The organism is Pontibacillus sp. ABV4_188, from assembly GCF_056311905.1.
This window is the reverse complement of sequence record NZ_CM149975.1, coordinates 2831794-2852604: the sequence shown is the minus strand read 5'-3', so window position 1 is coordinate 2852604 and position 20811 is coordinate 2831794. Positions and strand designations below refer to the sequence as shown.

Genomic DNA, 20811 nt, shown 5'->3' with positions numbered 1-20811 from the left:
CTGGACTGAGCTTTTTTTGTAAAGGTTGTATAAGAACCAAGAAGGAGGGTTGAAGATTAGAAGTTGAGAGGATGTTTCCGTTTGCGTTATTAGAACGTAAGGGGGTTCGGGAAAACACTCGCTTTCCGCGGCCCCATACGACGTGGGGGGGGCGTTCGACGTTGGCTATTGACGTGCCGGTCTTAGTCGAACTTCCTCCTTCACTAATGAGGCTCCTTCTCCAGCAGAAGTCTCGCAATTTCCCGAACAACCTCTGTCATATATGGTGTAGCGGAAATATGCCATATGTGGGATTATCGCAACTCTCACCACCTTTTAAATGGGTGGACGTTCATAAAACTATAGCCAGACACCCCAAGCGCTCAATCACGTAACGTCCCCATGCACACAATATTAAGAAATCCTCGCCTTATTCTTTATCCCAATTCATAACTCGTCTACCTCCATCATAAACTTGTACAAAGAATGGATGAAGGAATGAGGAGAGGCTATGAAAAGAGACGTTAAAGACATTCGAAGATCAATTGCGGAACGAAAAAAGAAACGAGGGGTGGGAGGAGAACGAAAGTCTACATCAACAACTCAGGCTGTTTCATATGTGCAAGAAGAAGAGAAACACGGCTACTTCCCTTTTTCCGAAAACGATCGTGGTTCAAATGCGAACGCTCAGTTTCTGACGGCTTTCTTATTTAAAAGTGTTATTGCAGGTGTATTATTTTTCTCTGTTGCGATCCTTTACAGACTCGAGGTCGCATTCCTCGACACCCCGAAACAATGGGTAGATCAGGCGGTGACAGAAGAGTTTCAATTTGCTGCTGTAAATCAGTGGTATATGGATAAGTTTGGCGAACCACTAGCTTTTCTCCCTCAATCCCCGGGGGAAGGTGAGGTTGTGCCTACAGCAGCGAACGATCTGGCTCTCCCTGTGAGTGGAAGTATTAGGGAGTCCTTTCAAACAAACGGTCAGGGTGTTGTCATTGAAACCTCTTCACAAGAAGATATTCTAGCTTCTGGTGCTGGAATGGTGGAGTTCGCAGGGAAGAAAGAAGATACGGGGCATACCGTCATTATTCAGCACGCAGATGGCAGTAAGTCTCACTACGGGTACTTATCTGAAATTAATGTGAATCAATACCAACAGGTGTCAGCGGGCAATGTAATCGGAAAGACGGCTCCTGCTGAGGATGGTACAGCTGAGAAGGTCTATTTTGCCATACAAAAAGGTGGTCAATTTGTTGATCCAATTGAGGTGATCCAGGTTCATGACGAGGCTGATCAATAATCATTTTCGCGTTCATCCGCTGCTATGGATGCTGTTAGGAATCGGAATATTAACCGGTTCCTTGTGGCAACTTGTTATTATGTTCTCGCTTGTATGGATACATGAGCTGGGTCATTATGCAATGGCCTGCTTTTTTAAGTGGAGAATTCGCTCGGTTATGCTTTGGCCTTTTGGTGGAGTGATGGAAACAGAAGAGCATCATACAAGACCATTCCATGAAGAGATTCTTGTCGTTGTAGCTGGCCCATTACAACATGTGTGGTTGTGGGGAGCCATTTCCTTGTTGGGATATGCGGAGTGGTTCTCTCCGGCTACCATTGAGATGATGCATGTATACAATGGGATTCTATTTTTGTTTAATTTATTACCCATTTGGCCGCTTGATGGTGGAAAGCTTTTGTTCCTTTCTCTGTCCTATGCGTTGCCGTTTGTGCGCGCTCAACAAATCTTATTGTATTTATCGTTATTATTTCTAGCTGTTTCGCTAGTCTTTGCTTTAATTTTCTTACCATTTTCTCTAAGTACAATCTTTTTGGCAGCTTTCTTGTTATGGGAAAATCGGCTAGAATGGAAGCAAAGAGAGTATTCCTTTCTGCGATATCTAATGAAACGCCATGAACAAAATGGCGAAAAGGTTCATAAGCTCCGTGCTATACATGTGAATGAAGATATTCCTGTGATGCATATCTTTAGACAATTTAAACGAGGCAACCATCATCAAATTTTTGTCACGCGTCCGAATCAAAGTCGAGCGCAAATTGATGAAGGGGAATGTTTGTATTATTATTTCACAATGAAACAATCAGGGGCCAAAGCAGCAGAACTCGCAGAATGGTTTGCGTCATAGAGAAGGTGAAAAGATGAAAGACATTTATATTCAAACGCTGCCAACAGAAAAGTGGGCCATTGTGATGGATGACGGGGAGATCGACCTGGTATCCGTTTCAAGACAAGAGGATGAAGATCTCGTTGGAAATATATATATGGGAAGAGTCGTTAATATAGAGCCAAGTTTACAAGCGGCCTTTGTGCATTTTGGCCCCAGTAAGCTTGGCTTTTTAAAATGCTCAGAAATTCCTGAATCGAGGCAGAATCCTCAAAAACGAATCGAACAGCTTATTCACGAAGGTCAGGCGTTATGGGTGCAGGTTACAAAGGATGCTATTGAAGATAAAGGGGCTCAGTTAACGGCGAACGTTACGCTGCCAGGACAGGACATCGTTTACCTCCCATTTGGTCATTACCACGCTGTGTCGAAGAAGATTGAAGAGGATAGGCGTAATGAGTTAATGGAGTTAGCTACAAGGTGGAGCGAGGGAAAAGAAGGGGTGTTATTTCGGACTTCTGCTAAGAATGTGTCCAATTCGAGCTTGGTGGAATCCTGCAGTCGTTTAAAGCAAGAATGGGAAGAGATTGAAGCAGCTTATAAAAATCGAAAACCACCTATCTTAGCCTTTGAGGACCCTGTTATACCTGATCAAATCGTAAGGCGATACGGAGATAAAGAAGTTCAATCGATTATAGTGGACGAACAATGGGTGAAACGCCACATTGATCATCGTTACCCTCATCTTGCCTCTAAGTGTGAGTGGAAAGATTCCACTTACCAAACACCTTTTACAATGGACCAAGTGATCGAGAGGATTATTGAGCGGAAGGTGCCGCTTGAAGGCGGGGCGGAGATCGTGCTGGATCAGACTGAAGCCATGGTGGTGATTGATGTAAATTCAGCCAAAAAAGTGGGGAAAGCCTCAAAGTCCCAATCTGTACTGCAAACCAATGTCGCAGCTGCCAAAGAAGTAGCTAAACAAATCAGGCTTAGGAATTTATCTGGTATGATTTTAATCGATTTTATAACGATGAAAAATCCGAAAGACCAGCAAAAAGTTATTGGGGCATTGAAAAAAGAACTAAAACAAGATCCAGTACGCTCTGAAGTTATAGGATTTACGAAGCTTGGACTAGTTGAAATGACGAGAAAGCGTACATCGTCTTCTCTACCTTACAGGATAGCTGAAAAAAGGGCGGATTATGACTTAACCCTTGAGACAAGAGCTTATCAGTTAGAGAGGGAACTCCTTTCTTATCGGAGAAGTGATAAAGTTATTATCGTACTTGAAGTCGATCCAGAACTTCTATCCTTATTTAAGGAGAAAATCAACATTGAAAAAATAAAATCTTTCCTTTACAAAGAAGTCTATGTCCTTAATAATAGTAAAAGCGATAGTTCCTATCGCATCCGTTATGTAGGAGATGAGAAAAACCTGCAAGAGCGACCTTTTTATATCGACGGGTCTCTTGACAGGTTGTTTTAGAGGTGGTAACATCTATATGTTATGTCTCGTAGCACCAAGTGCTACAACCGCTCAAAACAGGTTTTTAAGCTCGAAATTTCGAGCACCTGCATGGCGAGTCTGAGTGCAAGAGGAGGTGCAAGTATGTACGCAATTATTGAAACTGGTGGCAAACAAGTCAAAGTAGAAGAAGGTCAAACAATCTACGTTGAAAAAGTTGAAGCTGCTAATGGTGAAAACGTAACGTTCGACAAGGTACTTGTAGTAGGTGGCGAAGACACGAAAGTCGGAGCTCCTTACGTAGACGGTGCTTCTGTTACGGCTAAAGTCGACAAACAAGATCGTGGCCGTAAAGTAACTGTATTCAAATACAAGCCTAAAAAGAACTACAAGCGTAAACAAGGTCATCGTCAACCTTACACGAAACTTACTGTTGAGAAAATCAACGCGTAAGGGTGCCTTATGATTCAGGTGCTTGTAACACGAAATGAGCAAAGCCACATCATAGATTTTGAATTAAGTGGACATGCTGAGAGTGGTCCTTATGGGCATGATCTCGTTTGTGCTGCTGTTTCAGCTGTATCTTTCGGTGCAGTAAATGCTGTGATTGAACTTTGTGAGTTTGAACCTGTCATCGAGCAAGAAGGTGAAGGTGGTTATTTGAGAGTTGAACTCCCAGATTCCCTTTCTCTTAATGTGTTTGAGAAAGCGCAAGTCTTGTTAGAAGGCATGATGATATCACTCGAAACCATTGAACGTGATTATGGTCAATATATTACAATAGTCGAACCATAAGGAGGTGCAGCCCAATGCTACGTCTGAATTTACAATTCTTCGCCCAAAAGAAGGGTGTAGGTAGTACAAAGAACGGTCGTGACTCTGAGTCTAAGCGTCTTGGAGCGAAGCGTGCCGACGGTCAGTTTGCGACAGCTGGTTCTATTCTTTACCGTCAACGTGGAACAAAAGTTTACCCAGGTGCTAACGTAGGCATCGGTGGTGACGACACACTATTCTCTAAAGTAGATGGTGTTGTTAAATTTGAACGCTACGGTCGTAACCGCAAAAAAGTTAGCGTATACCCTGTAGCTCAAGAAGCGTAAGCTTTTTAGAAAAACTCTAGCCTTCGGGTTAGAGTTTTTTTAATAGGATAGACGTGGTTAGGTGAAGTGAGTTGGTGCACGAAATACGGAGCATCTTTTGTCATATGAAATCGTAAAAGAAACTACCTCTCGTAAGAACCCTCTGAACTGAATTCGCTTCTTTTCAACAATCTTTTCCCAATGACCCTAAGTCTGCTATACTTTTACTATTATGATAAAAGGGGCGGGATATGATGAAAGTTGATGAGGTTGAGAATCTCTTGAGGCACTATCGGCATGATTGGATGAACCAGTTACAGCTTGTGTATGGTTATGCCACGATGGACAAGATGGAATTAGTAAAAGAGAAACTTCAGCATATTATTGAGGCTTCAAGAGAAGAATCAAAACTAATGAGTCTAAAGGCGCCAAGGTTTTCCCTTTGGGTCGTGCAGTTCCATGAGCATTATAATCAATTTCATATGACCTATCATGTAGATTCTTCGCTAGACTTGTCTGCTTTTGATCAGTCCTTAGTTCACTCATTAAACCAATTCATGTCGCATCTGAAGCAACATGTGAATGAAATGAATCTATACGATATTGAGATGTCTGTCATAAAAGGTGAATCGCCTAAAATTACGCTGGATGTGAGCGGTGATTTAAATGCGGTGGAACGCCTTGAGTCAGAGGTCCAACAAATACAATTTGTAAAAGACATAGAGATAACAGACAGGCAGATGTTAATCTCTTTGTTATTAAAATAAGAGGTGAAAGAAATGTTTGTCGATTCGGTTAGTGTTTATATAAAAGCCGGTGACGGAGGAGACGGAAGTGTATCCTTCCGCCGAGAAAAGTATGTTCCAATGGGTGGTCCTGCTGGCGGTGACGGTGGTAACGGAGGCGACGTAATCTTTGAGGTCGATGAAGGCTTAAATACACTTATGGACTTCCGTTACAATCGTCATTTTAAAGCAAAACGTGGTGAACATGGTAAAAGTAGAGGGGCGCACGGGAAGAATTCCGATCCTCTAATTGTGCCGGTCCCACCAGGAACAACAGTAAGAGACGCTGATACTGGAGATGTGCTTGCTGATTTAATTGAACACAAACAACAAGCCATTGTCGCCAAGGGTGGTCGAGGTGGTCGTGGAAACATCAAGTTTGCAACGCCTCGCAACCCAGCACCTGAGATTTCTGAGAACGGTGAACCGGGTGTAGAACGTAATGTTTCATTAGAATTAAAACTAATGGCTGACGTAGGACTTGTAGGATTTCCGAGTGTAGGGAAATCGACATTACTATCTGTTGTTAGTGCGGCTAAGCCTAAAATCGCTGAGTATCACTTTACAACCATTACTCCGAATTTAGGAGTAGTTGAGACTGAAGATCAGCGTAGTTTCGTTATGGCTGACCTTCCTGGGTTAATTGAAGGAGCTCATGAGGGTGTGGGTCTTGGTCACCAGTTCTTGCGTCACGTTGATCGAACGCGTGTCATTGTACACGTTGTGGACATGGCGAGTATGGAAGGGCGCGATCCATATGAGGATTTTGTTACGATTAATGAAGAATTAAAGCAATATGACGAGACCATATTAGAGCGTCCTCAAATCATCTTGGCGAGTAAAATGGATATGCCAGAATCAGAGGAAAAGCTTGAAGAATTTAAATCACAACTTGAACAAGATATTCCGATTTACCCAGTTTCTTCGATCACACGTGGAGGTTTAAAGGAAGCGTTGTTTGCGATTGCTGATATTCTTGAAACGATTCCAAAAGATGATACACCTGTTGAGGAAGTTGAAGAACGCGTCGTATACCGCTTCGAAAAAGAAGAGACTCCATTTGAAATTACGCGTGAATCTGATGGTGCCTTTGTATTGAAAGGGCCGAAGATTGAGAAATTATTCAAGATGACTAACTTCGACAGGGACGAATCCGTCAGTCGTTTCTCTCGTCAGCTGCGTACAATGGGCGTAGACGATGCCCTGCGTAAACGTGGTGCGAAAGATGGCGATACGATTCGCTTACTTGATTTTGAATTTGAATTTGTCGAATAGACTATTCAAAAGGGGAACTTAGATCATGGGTATAAACAATGAACAATTTTTTTTAGTCCGTAGTGACGTATTACCAGAGTCCATGCAAAAAACATTAGATGCGAAAGCATTGCTTGAAAGAGGGAAAGTTGATTCGGTGCATGATGCCGTGCAAAAAGTAGACTTAAGCCGAAGTGCCTTTTATAAATATAGGGATGCCGTATTCCCGTTCCAAGCAATGGTGAAAGAGAAAATGATTACGCTTTTCTTTCATTTGGAAGATCGTTCTGGTACGCTTTCTCAATTACTTGCGGCAGTTGCCGAATCGGGTTGTAATATTTTAACGATTCACCAAACAATTCCGTTACAAGGGAAAGCGAACGTAACGCTTTCATTGAATACATCTGGTATGAGTCAATCAATTGAGCAATTATTACAAGATTTCAAACGCTTAGACTTTATAGACCGAGTAGAGGTTGTAAGTAGCGGAGCATAGCTGAGGGGGGATTCATAGTGGTGAAAGTAGGATATCTAGGTCCGAAGGGAACATTTACGAATATAGCGGTTGAGGCACTTTTTGAAGCGGATCAGACGGTTAGCTTCCGGACAATTCCAGAGTGTTTAGATGCGGTAGATACGCAAGAAGTTGAGCTAGCAGTGGTTCCGGTTGAAAATGCAATTGAGGGGACAGTGTCCATGACGATTGATTATTTAATTCATCAAGTGGAACTGCCTATTATTGCAGAGGTGGTTGTGCCCATTACGCAACATATCCTTGTTCATCCTGAGTTTGAGGGGGATGTGGAGCGTGTAGAGCACGTGTATTCACATAGCCATGCGATTGCCCAGTGTCACCAATTTATTCATAAAGAAATGCCTGAGGTTGAAGTGCACTATAGTGCTTCAACAGGAGAAGCGGCCGCTAAGGTGAAAGACCTTAAAGGTCAGCACGCTGCTATAGGGAATGCTCTTGCAGCACAAGAGTACGGTTTAAACGTGTTAAGAGAAAATGTTCATGATTATGATAATAACCATACTCGCTTTGTGGTTGTTCAAAAAGAGCAAGCTCCCGTTGAGATGAAGGATCATGAAGTGAAACAACAAAAAACAACACTAATGGTCACGTTGCCAAGTGACCGAGCAGGTGCGCTTCATCAAGTTCTATCCGCTTTTGCTTGGCGAAAAATGAACCTTTCAAGGATTGAATCACGTCCTATGAAAACGGGGTTAGGGAACTATTTCTTCATTATTGATGTGAACAGGTCCTATGATTCCGTATTGTTTCCCGCTTTGCAGCAAGAACTACAAGCATTAGGGTGCGAAACCAAAATTCTAGGCACTTACCCTTGCTTTGAAATCCAGTCTAATGCCGTTCATAAAATGTAACGAGAAGGCCTCTTTCCTAACCTGGGAAGAGGCTTTTTTATTTAGAAGGCTCTGTTAATGTTTAGTGTTGATTTTGTTCCATATAAGCCCCTTATGCGGAAGACTTGAATTTAAGTTGACCCCGTCTTGCTATGAATAGAGAAACGCTCCCGTCAACTTTTATGGAGCGTAAGGCGGGCCTGGAAATCACTCGCTTTCCGCGGGTGAGCTGTCGAGCTTCCTCGTTCGCTTCGCTCTCTGTGGGATCTCGTCTAGCTCATTCTCCCGCAGGAAAGCGAGTTGTCCCCGAGCCTGCCCTAGCACTTATAAGCGTAACGGCCACATACACGACGCAGTGTCTCAGCTTCGAGTCTTCAACAAACCTGCCCTATTCTTGAACAATCTTGTTATAAGGAATAACAACGTTAAACTTTAACAGCCATTAAAAAATATATTCAAGCTTTAGAAGTCCTGTCCTATACAGGTCACAAAATTAATGTCCTCTAAGGCTAATTCACACATTCGGAGTAACTTTTCGGGTGTCCAAGATGATAAGAGGGAGCAGGGATCGAGAAAAAAGTTAGGCAAATCCATCAATCTTTTGGGTGTTCATGCATATGTTGTATGGAGTTCATCTGTTATTTATTTTCTTATGGAAATGCCTATAACAGAAAGAAGGGAGTAACTGCGGTGAAAATACATGTTGTTCAAAAAGGGGACACATTGTGGAAGATTGCCCAAAAATATGGGGTGAACTTTGAAGAGCTGAAAGCGATGAATACGCAGCTCAGCAATCCAGATATGATTATGCCTGGCATGAAGATTAAAGTGCCAACGGATTCAAAGCCGGTAAAAAAAGAGATGAAAAAATACCCGGCTGAACATCCGTATAAGGATACCTCACCAAAGCCGTTGCCTATGATAAAGGAAGAGAAAAAAGAACAGCCAAAGGAAATGCCGAAAAAAGAAATGCCAAAGAAGGAAGCTGTAAAACCGGCGACGCAAGAAAAGCCGATGATGCCTGTTCAGCAGCAACCTCAAATGCCTCCTATCCAGATGCAATTTCCTACTATGGAGCAGCAAATGCAGAATTACTATACGACGGTAAATATTCCTAAAATGCCTCCATACAAGGAACCTAAACCTGAAGTTAAACCTAAAGCGAAAACCGAACCAAAACCTAAAGCGAAAGCTGAAGCCAAGCCTAAAGGCAAATCTGAAGAGAAGCCTCAAGAGGTAAAAGGGGTTGAGCAAGGGGAGCAAAAGCCGCAACTGATGCCGCAAATGCAACAAATGCCGCAAATGACTCAAGAGATGCCTCAGATGCAGCAACAAATGCCTCAAATGCAACAACCCATGTACTATTATCCGATGATGCATCATCCTTGTGTACCATGCCCTCCTCATCCGTGTATGCCTTGCTATCCGCATCCTCAATACATGGGGAGTAGTGATGTAAATTGCTATGATGATGGGCAAATGATGCCAATGCAGCAAGGTATGGTTCAAGGAGCGTATGATGAATCTTCTGAATCATCTAGTATGGATATGCCGCCAATGCCGGGTCAAATGCCTGGTCAAGTAGCAGGCATGAGTGATGATTGCGGATGCGATGATGGATACCAGCAAGGCTATGGAATGCCACAACAAGGCTACGGAATGCCACAACAAGGCTACGGAATGCCGCAGCAAGGCTATGGAATGCCGCAGCAAGGCTATGGAATGCCACAGCAAGGCTATGGAATGCCACAGCAAGGCTACGGAATGCCACAGCAAGGCTATGGAATGCCACAGCAAGGCTACGGAATGCCACAGCAAGGTGGAGAGCAGGAAGGGTATGATTTCCCTCAAATGGGGCCCGGAAGTTCTCAATTTAGTGGATTAGATATGCCTAGATTTGATGATGACGACGAGGATTATTAAATATGAAGAAATTAAAAGGGGGAGTCGGAAGCGACTTTCCCTTCTCTTTTTTTGAAGAGAAGGCCGGGTTATCTATTCGTAATATCAAGATCATTAAGCCTCATGTCCTGCTCGTGTCCGTGGCATCAGGTACATTTATCTTAAAGCGAAATAACTCTATTCATTCTGTCAGGCAACAATGGGAATTGTTTAAAGGTCTTCCTGAAAACTGTCCTGTGATTCCATTTTATCCGTTTCCCTCGGGGAATTTATATGTAAGGGATGAACATGGATCAACCTGGACATTAGCTCCTTACATGCATGGTGGTGAAGCCTTAACCTATAAGCGTAAATGGGATAGGATAGCTGCTGTTGACGTGTTGAATAGGTTCCAACAACAGGCTAAGGGAGTTAAAGTGAACTCAGTGATTGTGAAACAGCCATTATATATGCATTGGAGGAAACGGTTTCGCCTGTTTGAGAACTATTATGACGTATTTAGAAGGTATGGGTATGGTGACCTTTTTGATTCCCTTTGCCGAACATCTGAAAAAGCATTCAATCAATTTATAAAGTTAGATTGGCATGTTCTTGAGAACCGTGGGGTAACTGAACTCTCTTGGAGTCATGGGGATGTAGCGGCTCATAATTTTTTGAAGGGAGAACATAATAAGGTATATCTCATTGATTTTGATTTGGCATCACAATCACCTAGAGTTTATGATTGGATTCAAATGGCTCAGCGTTTTTTTCCATTTCTAGTAGATCAGGAAGAGATCGCTTGTATAGAACGTATATTAACCAAAGAGGAATTGCCTTTCTTTCGGCTAGGATTAGCAATCCCTGCATCTTTAGTGAGGGAATGGAATACGTTTCTTGCTAGTCATCCATCATCTAGCGAGATCCTCTACTACCTTGAAGTGCTTAATGGTAGATGGCACAAGCAACTAACATTTGTAGAACAAAACAAAATTATGCTAACATGATATGAGAACTAACCTAACATAACTTATGGAAACTGAAAGGAAGAGCGTACTTATGCAAGAAAAAATTGATAAGCTTGTGAAATGGTTGCAGGATCAGGCGAATGATGCAGGATTAGAAGGACTTCTTGTAGGAGTAAGTGGGGGGATTGATTCCGCTGTAGTAGCGCATTTGATTAAGCGTGCTTTCCCGGATAATTCGCTAGGTGTAATCTTGCCATGTAAGAGTAACCCAAATGACCAAGAGGCTGCGCAAAAGGTTATTGACAGCTGTGGAATTAAGTCATTAACAGTGGATTTAACACAAACACATGAAGTGATGTTCTCAAACATTCAGGACCAACTTAAATCTGCAGGTGACTATAATGAGAGTCAAGAAAGATTAGCCGATGCAAACCTACGTGCGCGACTACGTATGAGTACGCTATACTCTGTTGGTACAAATTACAAATATCTTGTAGTTGGAACAGATAATGCGGCAGAATGGTATACTGGTTACTTCACTAAGTATGGTGATGGAGGCGTTGACTTAGTCCCTCTTGTTCATCTAACGAAAGGTGAAGTGCGTGATTTAGCTCGTGAACTAGGAGTCCCAGAAGAAATCATTGAGAAGAAACCAAGTGCAGGTTTGTGGGAAGGCCAGACAGATGAAAACGAAATGGGCACATCATATGAAATGATCGACAAACATCTTAAGGGTGAAGAAATCCCTGAAGAAGACCGAAAAATTATTGAAGATATGCACAAAAAGAGTGCTCATAAGCGTGAGTTAGCTGCTGCCCCGCCTAAATTTTAAAATACAAATTACCTAAATGTAACTCGGTTAATGAAAACCTCCCTAAGCCATCCTAAGGATGTAAGGGAGGTTTTATTCATGAAAAAAGAACTCATGATGTGCGCTATTCTCTCTCTTGGATTACTTGCAGGATGCGGTGGCGCTGACGAAGAATCCATTCAAACTGAACTTGAACCAGAGTCCTTGAACTCCGAACTAGAAGGTCAGGCAGAGAAGAATGCTAAAGACGATAATAATCAAGATGTCGGCAAAAATCAGCCGAAGTTTCAGACGAATATTGATACAGAGTATTATCAATATGAATTAGAGCGATCACGCCCTAAGAATGGTGAAGCTCAAAAGGAATATCCAACAACTCCAATTTCTGATAAGGATGCGAACTCTTATAATAATAAAGAGTACGACAAGCAATCTAGAGAAATTGGAAAGCGGTTGAGTCAGTCTCGGTATGTTAAGACGGCACAAGTTGTTGTGACAAATGATGCTGTTTTAGTAGCAGTAGAAGAGCCAGATCGTGCGACCTATACAAGAGTGGATGTGGCTGAAAAGGTACGAGCAAGCTTAAAAGAAATGCCTGAAACAAAAGGGAAAGAGATCGTCGTGTATACGGATGAACGCTATTGGGATCGGATGAAAGATCTTAAGAGCCGAATCAATCAAGATGAACAGATGCCAGAAGGAATTGATCAATTTAGAGACAAAAATTATAAATAACTAAAGAGTGCTTTAGAAGCGCTCTTTTTTTTATGGATTTTCATGATGTGTAGGTCTTCTGCAACGCGATTTACATATATGTCAATGAAGCGCTTAGCCTTGAATTGGCAGGCTTTTTCAAATATTTTCTTTGTGTTATAGTAAACATGGATTTAATATTTTTATGGAAAGATGAAGAGAGGAGAATGTCCCATGGCAGGTCATTCGAAATGGGCCAATATTAAGCATCGTAAAGGTGCTCAAGACAAAAAACGTGGAAAGCTATTCATGAAAATGGCAAAAGATATATATGTAGCAGCGAAAGAAGGGGGAGGGGATCCTGAAACAAACCCTCAACTTCGTTTAATGATTGATAAAGCAAAAGCAAATAATGTGCCAAACGAAAACATCGATCGTGCGATTAATAAAGCAACGGGTGGTTTAGATGGTGCAAATTATGAAGAGTTCACCTATGAAGGGTACGGACCAGGCGGAGCAGCTGTTATGGTAGAGGTGCTTACCGATAACCGTAACCGTACAGCCTCTGAAGTTCGTCACGCTTTTAATAAGAATGGTGGAAACCTCGGAGAAAATGGATGTGTTTCCTTCATGTTCGATCGTAAAGGATATATTGTCATCGATCGTTCTGAAGTAGACGTTGATGAAGATGAGTTAATGCTTGAAGCGATTGAGGCTGGTGCAGAGGAAATGGAAACAACAGAAGGGGCTTTTGAGATCTATACAGATCCTGAAACGTTCCAAGATGTTCGTACTGCTCTGAAAGGGCAAGACATTTCTCTTGATACTGAAGAAGTAACATTCTTCCCACAGACATACTCCGAGCTTGAGGGAGAAACTGCTGAGCAAATGGAAAAGCTAATTGATATGCTTGAAGACCTAGAAGACGTGCAAGAAGTCTACCATAATTTCCGACAAGCATAACCATACCTTGAGGATAAAACTTCTAATTTTGGGAACCCTAAAATTAGAAGTTTTTTTATTCCTAAAACACAACCTACATCCTTTAGTAAGTGAAAGGGTGCCAGACACCGTGTTGTGCTTTAAAGGGGTAAAGAATGATGGAGGTGGATGGTTTGCGAGGAATTCGTTTGGTAATGATCATAGTAGTAATCTGTTTGTTAGTAGGCGGGTTACGTGTTATGGATACTTTGCCAATTAAGGCTTCAGAATCTTCTTCTAAAGAAGGAGAAGGAACAAATGTGGGTGTTGAGCAGCCTCTAGAACTAGAAGTTGTGTTGAAACGCGAGTACATTGATGGACACGTCGGTGAAGAACGGAAAAAAGAAACGATATGGTCGATGGAAGACTTCTGGGCTCGTTATGAGGGCTGGAAGCTTGTAGATCAGCGTGAAGGGCACATTACATTTAGAAAGAAAGTTGATGACCTTTCACCATTTGTGAAAAAAGCAGGGTACTTTGGCATAAATGAAGGCAATGAATTAATTTTATTTGATGGGTCAGATGAACGTTCTGAGGTCATTCAATCCTTTTTCCAGATTGATGTTGGAAAGCTTGAAAGTTTCCAGAGTGAAGAGTTACAAAAAGGGATTAAAATCAAATCTAAAGATCAGTACTTAAGTTTACTGAAAAAGTATGAGTACTTTTCTATTACGCCAACACCATAACAAAACCCCTTCCTCTAAGCTTAGAGGGAGGGGTTTTATCGTTTATATGTATTACGATTGCGTTTTACTCTTTGGTGGTCGGTACACTTTTTCAGCATTCACTCCGAGGTTTTTGAGATATTCCACAATACGATCGATCGTACTCATAGCTAACACCCCGTTCCCTGATAATATACGTCGATCATACATCTTCATGACCAGTCAGTCAATATGAAAATATGTGCAATTCTGAATTTTTTATTTGTCGTTATTCTCTGTTCATCTCTAACTGTAAGGCTCCTGCGAAACCACTTCCCGTAGTCATTCGTCTTATGCCTGACGGAGCAAAACGGGGGCCTGCGCTTTTGGTTCGTCTAGCTCCGGCCCCCTGCTCCTCGGGGTCATAAGTCAAATAACTTCGGGAAGGAAGATCACTTCCCGTAGTTATTCGTCTTATGCCTGACGGAGCAAAACGGGGGCCTGCGCTTTTGGTGTTCATGTGTTAAAATATATAGAGGTGACTACGGATGTAAGGGAGAACGATTTTGATGATAGCTTATGTTAGAGGGAACGTGGCTGCTGTGTCGGCTGAGAATGTTGTTTTGGAAGCGAATGGCATTGGTTATGAAATTTTATGTGCGAATCCTTTTGCCTTTCAATCGATGAAGGGGAAGGAAACGCTTATCTATACGTATCATTATGTAAGGGAAGATCTGCAGACGTTGTACGGGTTTAAGACGTCTGAGGAGAAGGGGATTTTCTCTAAGTTATTAAATGTATCTGGTATTGGGCCTAAGGGTGCTCTTGCTATTGTTGGTTCTACGTCTGTTGGTGAAGTGGTTTCGGCAATTGAGCGTGAGGATGATAAATTTTTAACACGGTTCCCTGGTGTTGGGAAGAAGACTGCTAGACAGATGATCCTCGATCTAAAAGGGAAACTGACCGAATGGTTACCTGTGGAACAGGATGAGACTAGTATATTCTTTGAAGGGGTACAAACCCACGCTGAGCAGTCGAGTTACGTAGACGAAGCGCTCGAAGCCATGAAGGCGCTAGGTTATTCGGATAAAGAAATTAAATCCATTCGACCTAAGCTTCAAAAAGAAGAATGTTCAAGTGTCGATGAATATGTACGTAAAGGGTTAGCCCTTATGATGCAGAAAGCGTAAGCAAGGAGGGTTACCATGGATGATCGAATGGTTAGTGGGGAGGCCATGACAGATGATGCCTCAGTCGAATTAAGTCTCCGACCACAAACGCTTGCTCAATACATTGGGCAAGGGAAGACAAAAGAAAATCTACGAATTTTTATAGAAGCTGCGAGAATGAGAGATGAACCTTTAGACCATGTTCTTCTCTATGGCCCTCCGGGTCTTGGTAAGACGACATTAGCCTCGATTATAGCAAGTGAGATGGGTGGTCAGTTTAGGACGACGGCAGGTCCTGCAATTGAACGGGCCGGTGATTTGGCTGCTATTCTGTCTTCTCTTGAAGCAGGGGATGTGTTGTTTATAGACGAAATTCATCGCTTGCCAAGGTCGGTCGAGGAAGTACTCTATCCCGCTATGGAAGATTTTTGCCTCGATATTGTCATCGGTTCTGGTTCAGAAGCGAGGTCAATACGCTTAGATCTGCCTCCATTCACACTCGTAGGGGCTACTACAAGAGCGGGGTTACTTTCTGCTCCCCTTCGAGACAGATTTGGTGTATTAAGTCGTTTGGATTATTACACTACAGAAGATCTTTGTGAAATTGTGAAGAGAACATCTGAAATTTTCGATGTGGAAATTGATGATCAAGCGGCTGTCGAAATCGCCCGTCGTTCAAGAGGAACCCCGCGTATCGCCAACCGTCTTCTGAAACGGGTACGTGATATTGCGCAAGTAAAAGGAGAAGGCGTAATATCTCGTGAAACCACAGACCAAGCTTTGAATATGCTTCAAGTCGATCAGGCTGGTCTTGATCACGTGGACCATAAGTTGCTACTTGGTATAATGGATCATTTCAGAGGCGGACCAGTTGGGCTTGATACAATATCGGCTACGATTGGTGAAGAGTCGCAAACGATTGAGGATGTATACGAGCCATTTCTGTTACAAAAAGGGTTTATTCAACGTACGCCAAGGGGCAGACTAGTAACACATTTAGCCTATGAACACTTTAACCGGGAGGTGCCTGGGAGTGAATGAATTTCCTAAGATGTTTATCGTATTAGGAGTTCTCTTTATTGTTATTGGCCTCATTTGGAGTATTTTCGGGAAGCTTCCTGGAGACTTTCTCTTTAAAAAAGGAAATACAACCTTTTATTTTCCGATCATGACGTCTATTATAGTGAGTGTTGTCGCAAGCGTTGTACTATATATTATTGGGAAATTTCGATAAGAACTAGATAGGGAGAGACATATGAACATAAACGATTTCGACTTTGATTTGCCAGAAGAGTTGATTGCACAAACTCCACTGGAGGATCGAACGTCTTCCCGGTTACTGGTGATGGACCGTGAGAAGGAAACTATAGATCATAAACACTTTTATAACATTACCTCATACTTAAACCCTGGTGATTGTTTAGTCTTGAACAATACCAGAGTGCTTCCGGCACGCTTATATGGCGTGAAAGAAGACACAGGTGCAAAAGTAGAAGTATTGCTTCTTCATCAACGTCAAGGCGACGAGTGGGAAGTTCTTGTGAAACCAGCTAAAAAGATTAAGTTAGGTACGAAACTTTCGTTTGGAGACGGGAAACTTGTGGCTGAATGTACAGAGTTGCAAGACCATGGTGGCCGTATCCTGACATTTTCGTATGAAGGAATCTTTCTTGAAGTACTAGAATCTCTAGGTGAGATGCCGCTTCCTCCTTATATTAAGGAACAAGTATCTGATCGGGAGCGTTATCAAACCGTGTACTCTAAAGAGGAAGGTTCTGCAGCAGCACCCACTGCAGGTCTTCACTTCACGAAAGAACTTCTACAAGAGATTCAGGATAAGGGTGTAGAAATTGCTTATATTACACTTCACGTTGGCCTTGGCACCTTCCGTCCTGTAAGTGTGGATTCTGTTGAGGAGCATGATATGCATGCTGAATTTTATCAGATGTCCAAGGAAACAGCAGATCAATTAAATCGCGTTAAAGAGAGTGGTGGTCGCGTTATTCCAGTTGGAACGACCTCTACTAGAACTCTAGAAACGATTGCAAGAGATCATGGATCCTTTAAAGAAGCATCTGGTTGGACAGATATTTTCATATACCCACCATACAACTTTAAAGCGATTGATGGGTTGATTACAAACTTCCATTTGCCAAAGTCTACGTTAATTATGCTTGTGAGTGCGCTTGCTGGTAAGGAATTTGTTATGCGAGCATACAAGGAAGCTGTGGATGAAGAGTATCGTTTCTTTAGTTTCGGCGATGCGATGCTAATTTTATAATGAGAGATAGAAAGGGTATGAATGATGCCAATTAGGTACGAACACATAAAAACATGTAAACAAACAGGAGCTCGTTTAGGTCGAGTTCATACACCCCATGGTTCTTTTGAGACACCTATGTTTATGCCGGTAGGAACGCTTGCTACGGTTAAAACGATGGCACCAGAAGAGCTGAAGCAAATGGGAGCGGAGATCATACTTTCAAATACGTATCACTTATGGCTCAGACCAGGGGAAGATATCGTAGAAGAAGCAGGAGGTCTTCATAAATTCATGAACTGGGACGGCTCCATTTTAACGGACTCTGGAGGCTTTCAGGTCTTTAGTCTAAGTAAGCTGCGTGACATCAAAGAAGAAGGGGTTCATTTCCGTAATCATATTAGCGGTGAGAAGCTATTCTTATCACCTGAGAAGGCCATGCATATTGAGAACGCTCTTGGTGCTGATATTATGATGGCATTTGACGAATGTCCTCCATACCCAGCGAGCCACGAATATATGAAGAAGTCCGTTGAGCGAACAAGCAGATGGGCGGAGCGTTGTTTAGAGGCTCACAAACGTCCACACGACCAAGGCCTATTTGGTATTGTTCAAGGTGGAGAGTACGAAGATCTTCGTCGTCAAAGTATTAACGATCTAGTTTCTATGGACTTTCCTGGTTACGCGGTTGGCGGTCTATCCGTAGGAGAACCAAAAGACGTAATGAACCGTGTGCTAGAGTTCACAACACCATATCTTCCGACTGATAAGCCGCGTTACTTGATGGGAGTAGGTTCACCTGATTCTCTTATCGATGGTGCAATGCGTGGAATTGATATGTTTGATTGTGTATTACCTACACGTATTGCTCGTAACGGAACATGTATGACTTCACAAGGTCGTTTAGTGGTACGTAACGCCAAATTTGCCCGTGACTTCGGTCCGATAGACCCTGAATGTGATTGCCATACGTGCCGCAATTACTCCAGAGCCTATATCCGTCACCTAATTAAATGTAATGAAACGTTTGGCTTCCGACTTACAACTTATCATAACCTTTATTTTCTGTTAAAATTAATGAAGCAAGTCCGAGAAGCGATTCGCGAAGACCGTCTTGGTGACTTCCGTGAAGAGTTCTTTGAACAATATGGTTTCAATAAACCAGATGCTAAAAACTTCTAAATAAGAAGCTTTATTACGAAAGGAGGGAAAAATCCATGGCAGGTTCTGCAGGTTCATTAATTATGCTAGCCTTAATGTTTGTATTGTTTTACTTCTTGCTTATCCGACCTCAGCAAAAGCGTCAGAAGCAAGTCAAACAAATGCAGTCTGATCTTCAAAAAGGAGATCATATCATTACAATTGGCGGCATGCACGCAACCATTCATGCGCTAGATGAAAACACGCTTATTTTGCAGGTAGAGGATGGAACGAAACTTACATATGATCGTTCAGCAATCCGTGAAGTTGTGAATCAGAAGGCATAGTGAAAAAACGCGCTCATCTCTAACTAGAGATAAGCGCGTTTTTTATTTAGATTTCCCGCCTACATTGACTCCCATCATTCCACCTAAAAGCGCCATAACCACGTAACCGGCTAGATAAAGGAGTTGCGACGTTGACATGCCTTGTTGGTACCCCAGGAATTGAAACAAGAGAACAAAGACAAAAAACCCAGCCCCTATTAATAATCCCAGTAACCACCCCTGTTCTTTTCCTTTCGCTCCCGCAATAAATCCTCCGATAAATAGTGTAATTAATCCAATTACAAGAGTTGCCCATTGTAAAGTTGGTTGTGACATGTCCGAGAATTTAAGGAATAAGGCTAATGTAAAGCTACCCAACACCATAACAATAAGTATGGTCGCCCAGCCGTAGGCAAGCGCCATCATTCTTTCTTTAACCATATTTTCTCCTCCCTGTTCGTCCATCTTTTTACCACTTTATTCATAAAAAAATAAAATAGAATAAAATATTTTCGTAAGGTACGTGAATATAGTAGTAAAAATGGACAAGAAAAAGGGGGGTTCTGATGGAAACGACCCTGGCGGTTGCTGTGTTTGTCGTTAGCTATGTGTTTATTATGTCTGAGAAGATAAATCGTGCACTGGTAGCTTTATCAGGCGGGGTTCTTATGCTGTTAAGCGGCATATATGGATGGGAAGAGGCGTTTACAAGCTTTATTGATTGGTCTACGATTACGCTTTTATTCTCTATGATGGTACTCGTTTCAATTACCAAGAAGACAGGCTTATTTGAATACATAGCTATTCTTTTAGCTCAGCGGGTAAAAGGCGCTCCAATCCCGCTTCTTATTGTGACGGGTGTGTTAACAGCTATTGGTTCGGCCTTACTAGACAATGTAACAACAGTCCTTTTATTTGTTCCAATATTATTAACGCTGACTTCAAAGTTAAGCTTACCGGTATTCCCTTATTTATTAACGGTCATCTTGTGTGCGAATATTGGAGGAACAGCTACTCTAATAGGCGATCCTCCAAACATTATGATTGGTCAAGCTGTAGAGCATTTTACATTCATGTCATTCCTCGTTCATCTTGGTCCAGTTGTTATAATCATTTTCATTACGACTTTAGTGGGGCTAGTGTTCTTATTTAGGAAATCCCTTGTGAAGGAAGAAGGGGACCATGTCCGCACTTTAATGGAATTAGATCCTTCTTTATATTTAAAGAAAACTCCGATGCTTTACCAGTCTGTTACAGTGCTGTCAATGACCATCCTTGGGTTTTTGTTGCACGCATTTGTCCATGTAGATTTAACCACCGTCGCTGTTTGCGGGGCCATCCTGCTGCTTTTGCTTACAGAAAAAGAATCGAATACAGAAAAAGTATTTGAAGAGGTAGAATGGGTGACGTTGTTTTTCTTCATGGGGCTATTTATGCTTGTTGGTGGACTTGAACAAGTTGGTGTGATTGATGAGTTGGCGAGAGGGATGATTTGGTTAACAGAAGGTGACTTGCCATCAACCGCTCTTATGATTTTATGGATATCAGGTCTCTTCTCAGGGATTGTTGATAACATACCGTTTGTAGCAGCTATGATTCCAGTTATTAAAGAATTTCAGTCCTATGGGATGACGAATTTAGATCCTTTATGGTGGTCTCTTGCTCTTGGAGCTTGTCTAGGAGGAAATGGAACATTAATAGGTGCATCTGCTAATGTCGTCGTGGCAGGATTGGCTTCAAGTGCTAGACATCCAATTGGGTTTTTAAAGTTCATGCTATATGGAATGCCTGTTGTGCTCTTTTCCCTTGTTGTATGTACGGTCTATATTTGGTTTCGTTATCTCGTTCCATTTATGCAAGCAGGCATGTAAGCATAGGA

Annotated in this window: 25 protein-coding genes and 1 other annotated feature; of the genes, 23 read left to right on the top strand and 2 right to left on the bottom strand. The window is 42.2% G+C overall.

All coding sequences use genetic code 11. From position 1 onward, the window contains the following. Nucleotides 1-490 precede the first annotated feature (490 nt). The 16 genes from ACYX4O_RS14750 to ACYX4O_RS14675 all read left to right on the top strand — a co-directional run bounded on the left by ACYX4O_RS14750 (nucleotide 491) and on the right by ACYX4O_RS14675 (nucleotide 14079). Entirely contained in the window at nucleotides 491-1282 is a 792-nt protein-coding gene (locus tag ACYX4O_RS14750; RefSeq protein ID WP_476351778.1) for a peptidoglycan DD-metalloendopeptidase family protein, read from the top strand. After that, nucleotides 1263-2129: a site-2 protease family protein gene (locus tag ACYX4O_RS14745; protein WP_476351777.1), complete on the top strand. Its 867-nt coding sequence runs from the start codon at nucleotides 1263-1265 to the stop codon at nucleotides 2127-2129. Before ACYX4O_RS14750 ends, ACYX4O_RS14745 begins: the two co-directional genes overlap by 20 nt. A 13-nt stretch (nucleotides 2130-2142) precedes the next feature. After that, nucleotides 2143-3597, top strand: coding sequence for an Rne/Rng family ribonuclease (locus ACYX4O_RS14740; RefSeq protein WP_476351776.1), 1455 nt, complete (start codon nucleotides 2143-2145; stop codon nucleotides 3595-3597). A 35-nt stretch (nucleotides 3598-3632) separates the two neighbouring features. Then, nucleotides 3633-3708 (top strand) — a sequence feature (ribosomal protein L21 leader region). Between the two features lie 12 nt (nucleotides 3709-3720). Beyond that, complete coding sequence (rplU, locus tag ACYX4O_RS14735; protein WP_036784710.1) at nucleotides 3721-4029, top strand: 50S ribosomal protein L21; 309 nt, start codon at nucleotides 3721-3723, stop codon at nucleotides 4027-4029. 9 nt (nucleotides 4030-4038) lie between these two features. Further along, nucleotides 4039-4371, top strand: coding sequence for a ribosomal-processing cysteine protease Prp (locus ACYX4O_RS14730; protein WP_476351775.1), 333 nt, complete (start codon nucleotides 4039-4041; stop codon nucleotides 4369-4371). Nucleotides 4372-4385: 14 nt separating this feature from the next. Further along, nucleotides 4386-4676 (top strand): 50S ribosomal protein L27, encoded by a 291-nt coding sequence (rpmA, locus tag ACYX4O_RS14725; RefSeq protein ID WP_036784714.1) that lies wholly within the window; start codon nucleotides 4386-4388, stop codon nucleotides 4674-4676. A gap of 230 nt (nucleotides 4677-4906) precedes the next feature. Beyond that, nucleotides 4907-5422 carry a Spo0B domain-containing protein gene (locus ACYX4O_RS14720; protein ID WP_476351774.1) on the top strand — a complete coding sequence of 172 codons (516 nt, stop codon included), beginning with the start codon at nucleotides 4907-4909 and terminating at the stop codon, nucleotides 5420-5422. A gap of 12 nt (nucleotides 5423-5434) precedes the next feature. Continuing rightward, entirely contained in the window at nucleotides 5435-6715 is a 1281-nt protein-coding gene (gene obgE, locus ACYX4O_RS14715; RefSeq protein ID WP_476351773.1) for a GTPase ObgE, read from the top strand. 25 nt (nucleotides 6716-6740) lie between these two features. Further along, complete coding sequence (locus tag ACYX4O_RS14710; RefSeq protein WP_308422040.1) at nucleotides 6741-7190, top strand: ACT domain-containing protein; 450 nt, start codon at nucleotides 6741-6743, stop codon at nucleotides 7188-7190. A 17-nt stretch (nucleotides 7191-7207) separates the two neighbouring features. Continuing rightward, nucleotides 7208-8080 carry a prephenate dehydratase gene (pheA, locus tag ACYX4O_RS14705; protein ID WP_476351772.1) on the top strand — a complete coding sequence of 291 codons (873 nt, stop codon included), beginning with the start codon at nucleotides 7208-7210 and terminating at the stop codon, nucleotides 8078-8080. A 669-nt stretch (nucleotides 8081-8749) separates the two neighbouring features. Then, a complete protein-coding gene (safA, locus tag ACYX4O_RS14700; protein WP_476351771.1) occupies nucleotides 8750-9982 on the top strand; it encodes a SafA/ExsA family spore coat assembly protein in 1233 nt (410 codons plus the stop codon). Between the two features lie 2 nt (nucleotides 9983-9984). After that, nucleotides 9985-10947 (top strand): phosphotransferase, encoded by a 963-nt coding sequence (locus tag ACYX4O_RS14695; protein WP_476351770.1) that lies wholly within the window; start codon nucleotides 9985-9987, stop codon nucleotides 10945-10947. A 52-nt stretch (nucleotides 10948-10999) separates the two neighbouring features. Next, entirely contained in the window at nucleotides 11000-11740 is a 741-nt protein-coding gene (gene nadE, locus ACYX4O_RS14690; protein ID WP_476351769.1) for an NAD(+) synthase, read from the top strand. Between the two features lie 78 nt (nucleotides 11741-11818). Beyond that, entirely contained in the window at nucleotides 11819-12454 is a 636-nt protein-coding gene (locus ACYX4O_RS14685; protein WP_476351768.1) for a YhcN/YlaJ family sporulation lipoprotein, read from the top strand. Nucleotides 12455-12646: 192 nt separating this feature from the next. Then, a complete protein-coding gene (locus ACYX4O_RS14680) occupies nucleotides 12647-13375 on the top strand; it encodes a YebC/PmpR family DNA-binding transcriptional regulator (protein WP_476351767.1) in 729 nt (242 codons plus the stop codon). Nucleotides 13376-13548: 173 nt separating this feature from the next. Beyond that, nucleotides 13549-14079 carry a BofC C-terminal domain-containing protein gene (locus ACYX4O_RS14675; RefSeq protein ID WP_476351766.1) on the top strand — a complete coding sequence of 177 codons (531 nt, stop codon included), beginning with the start codon at nucleotides 13549-13551 and terminating at the stop codon, nucleotides 14077-14079. A 51-nt stretch (nucleotides 14080-14130) separates the two neighbouring features. On the opposite strand, the gene ACYX4O_RS14670 is transcribed toward ACYX4O_RS14675, so the two are convergent. Beyond that, entirely contained in the window at nucleotides 14131-14274 is a 144-nt protein-coding gene (locus ACYX4O_RS14670) for a hypothetical protein (protein WP_476351765.1), read from the bottom strand. Between the two features lie 332 nt (nucleotides 14275-14606). Here ACYX4O_RS14670 and ruvA point away from each other — a divergent pair, with 332 nt between their 5' ends. The 6 genes from ruvA to yajC are packed head-to-tail and all read left to right on the top strand — an operon-like array spanning nucleotide 14607 to nucleotide 18953. Next, entirely contained in the window at nucleotides 14607-15227 is a 621-nt protein-coding gene (gene ruvA / locus ACYX4O_RS14665) for a Holliday junction branch migration protein RuvA (protein ID WP_476357150.1), read from the top strand. Between the two features lie 15 nt (nucleotides 15228-15242). Beyond that, complete coding sequence (gene ruvB / locus ACYX4O_RS14660) at nucleotides 15243-16247, top strand: Holliday junction branch migration DNA helicase RuvB (protein ID WP_476351764.1); 1005 nt, start codon at nucleotides 15243-15245, stop codon at nucleotides 16245-16247. Further along, a complete protein-coding gene (locus ACYX4O_RS14655; protein ID WP_036785528.1) occupies nucleotides 16240-16440 on the top strand; it encodes a DUF2905 domain-containing protein in 201 nt (66 codons plus the stop codon). The genes ruvB and ACYX4O_RS14655 overlap by 8 nt, the downstream gene beginning before the upstream one ends. Nucleotides 16441-16461: 21 nt before the next feature. Further along, nucleotides 16462-17487, top strand: a complete 1026-nt coding sequence (queA, locus tag ACYX4O_RS14650) for a tRNA preQ1(34) S-adenosylmethionine ribosyltransferase-isomerase QueA (RefSeq protein WP_476351763.1) — start codon at nucleotides 16462-16464, stop codon at nucleotides 17485-17487. 21 nt (nucleotides 17488-17508) lie between these two features. Next, nucleotides 17509-18648, top strand: a complete 1140-nt coding sequence (gene tgt, locus ACYX4O_RS14645; protein ID WP_345239875.1) for a tRNA guanosine(34) transglycosylase Tgt — start codon at nucleotides 17509-17511, stop codon at nucleotides 18646-18648. 35 nt (nucleotides 18649-18683) lie between these two features. Beyond that, nucleotides 18684-18953: a preprotein translocase subunit YajC gene (yajC, locus tag ACYX4O_RS14640; protein WP_036785536.1), complete on the top strand. Its 270-nt coding sequence runs from the start codon at nucleotides 18684-18686 to the stop codon at nucleotides 18951-18953. A gap of 42 nt (nucleotides 18954-18995) precedes the next feature. On the opposite strand, the gene ACYX4O_RS14635 is transcribed toward yajC, so the two are convergent. Then, nucleotides 18996-19373: a TIGR04086 family membrane protein gene (locus ACYX4O_RS14635; RefSeq protein WP_476351762.1), complete on the bottom strand. Its 378-nt coding sequence runs from the start codon at nucleotides 19371-19373 to the stop codon at nucleotides 18996-18998. 125 nt (nucleotides 19374-19498) lie between these two features. Here ACYX4O_RS14635 and ACYX4O_RS14630 point away from each other — a divergent pair, with 125 nt between their 5' ends. After that, entirely contained in the window at nucleotides 19499-20803 is a 1305-nt protein-coding gene (locus tag ACYX4O_RS14630) for an ArsB/NhaD family transporter (RefSeq protein WP_476351761.1), read from the top strand. The last annotated feature ends 8 nt before the right edge of the window (nucleotides 20804-20811 follow it).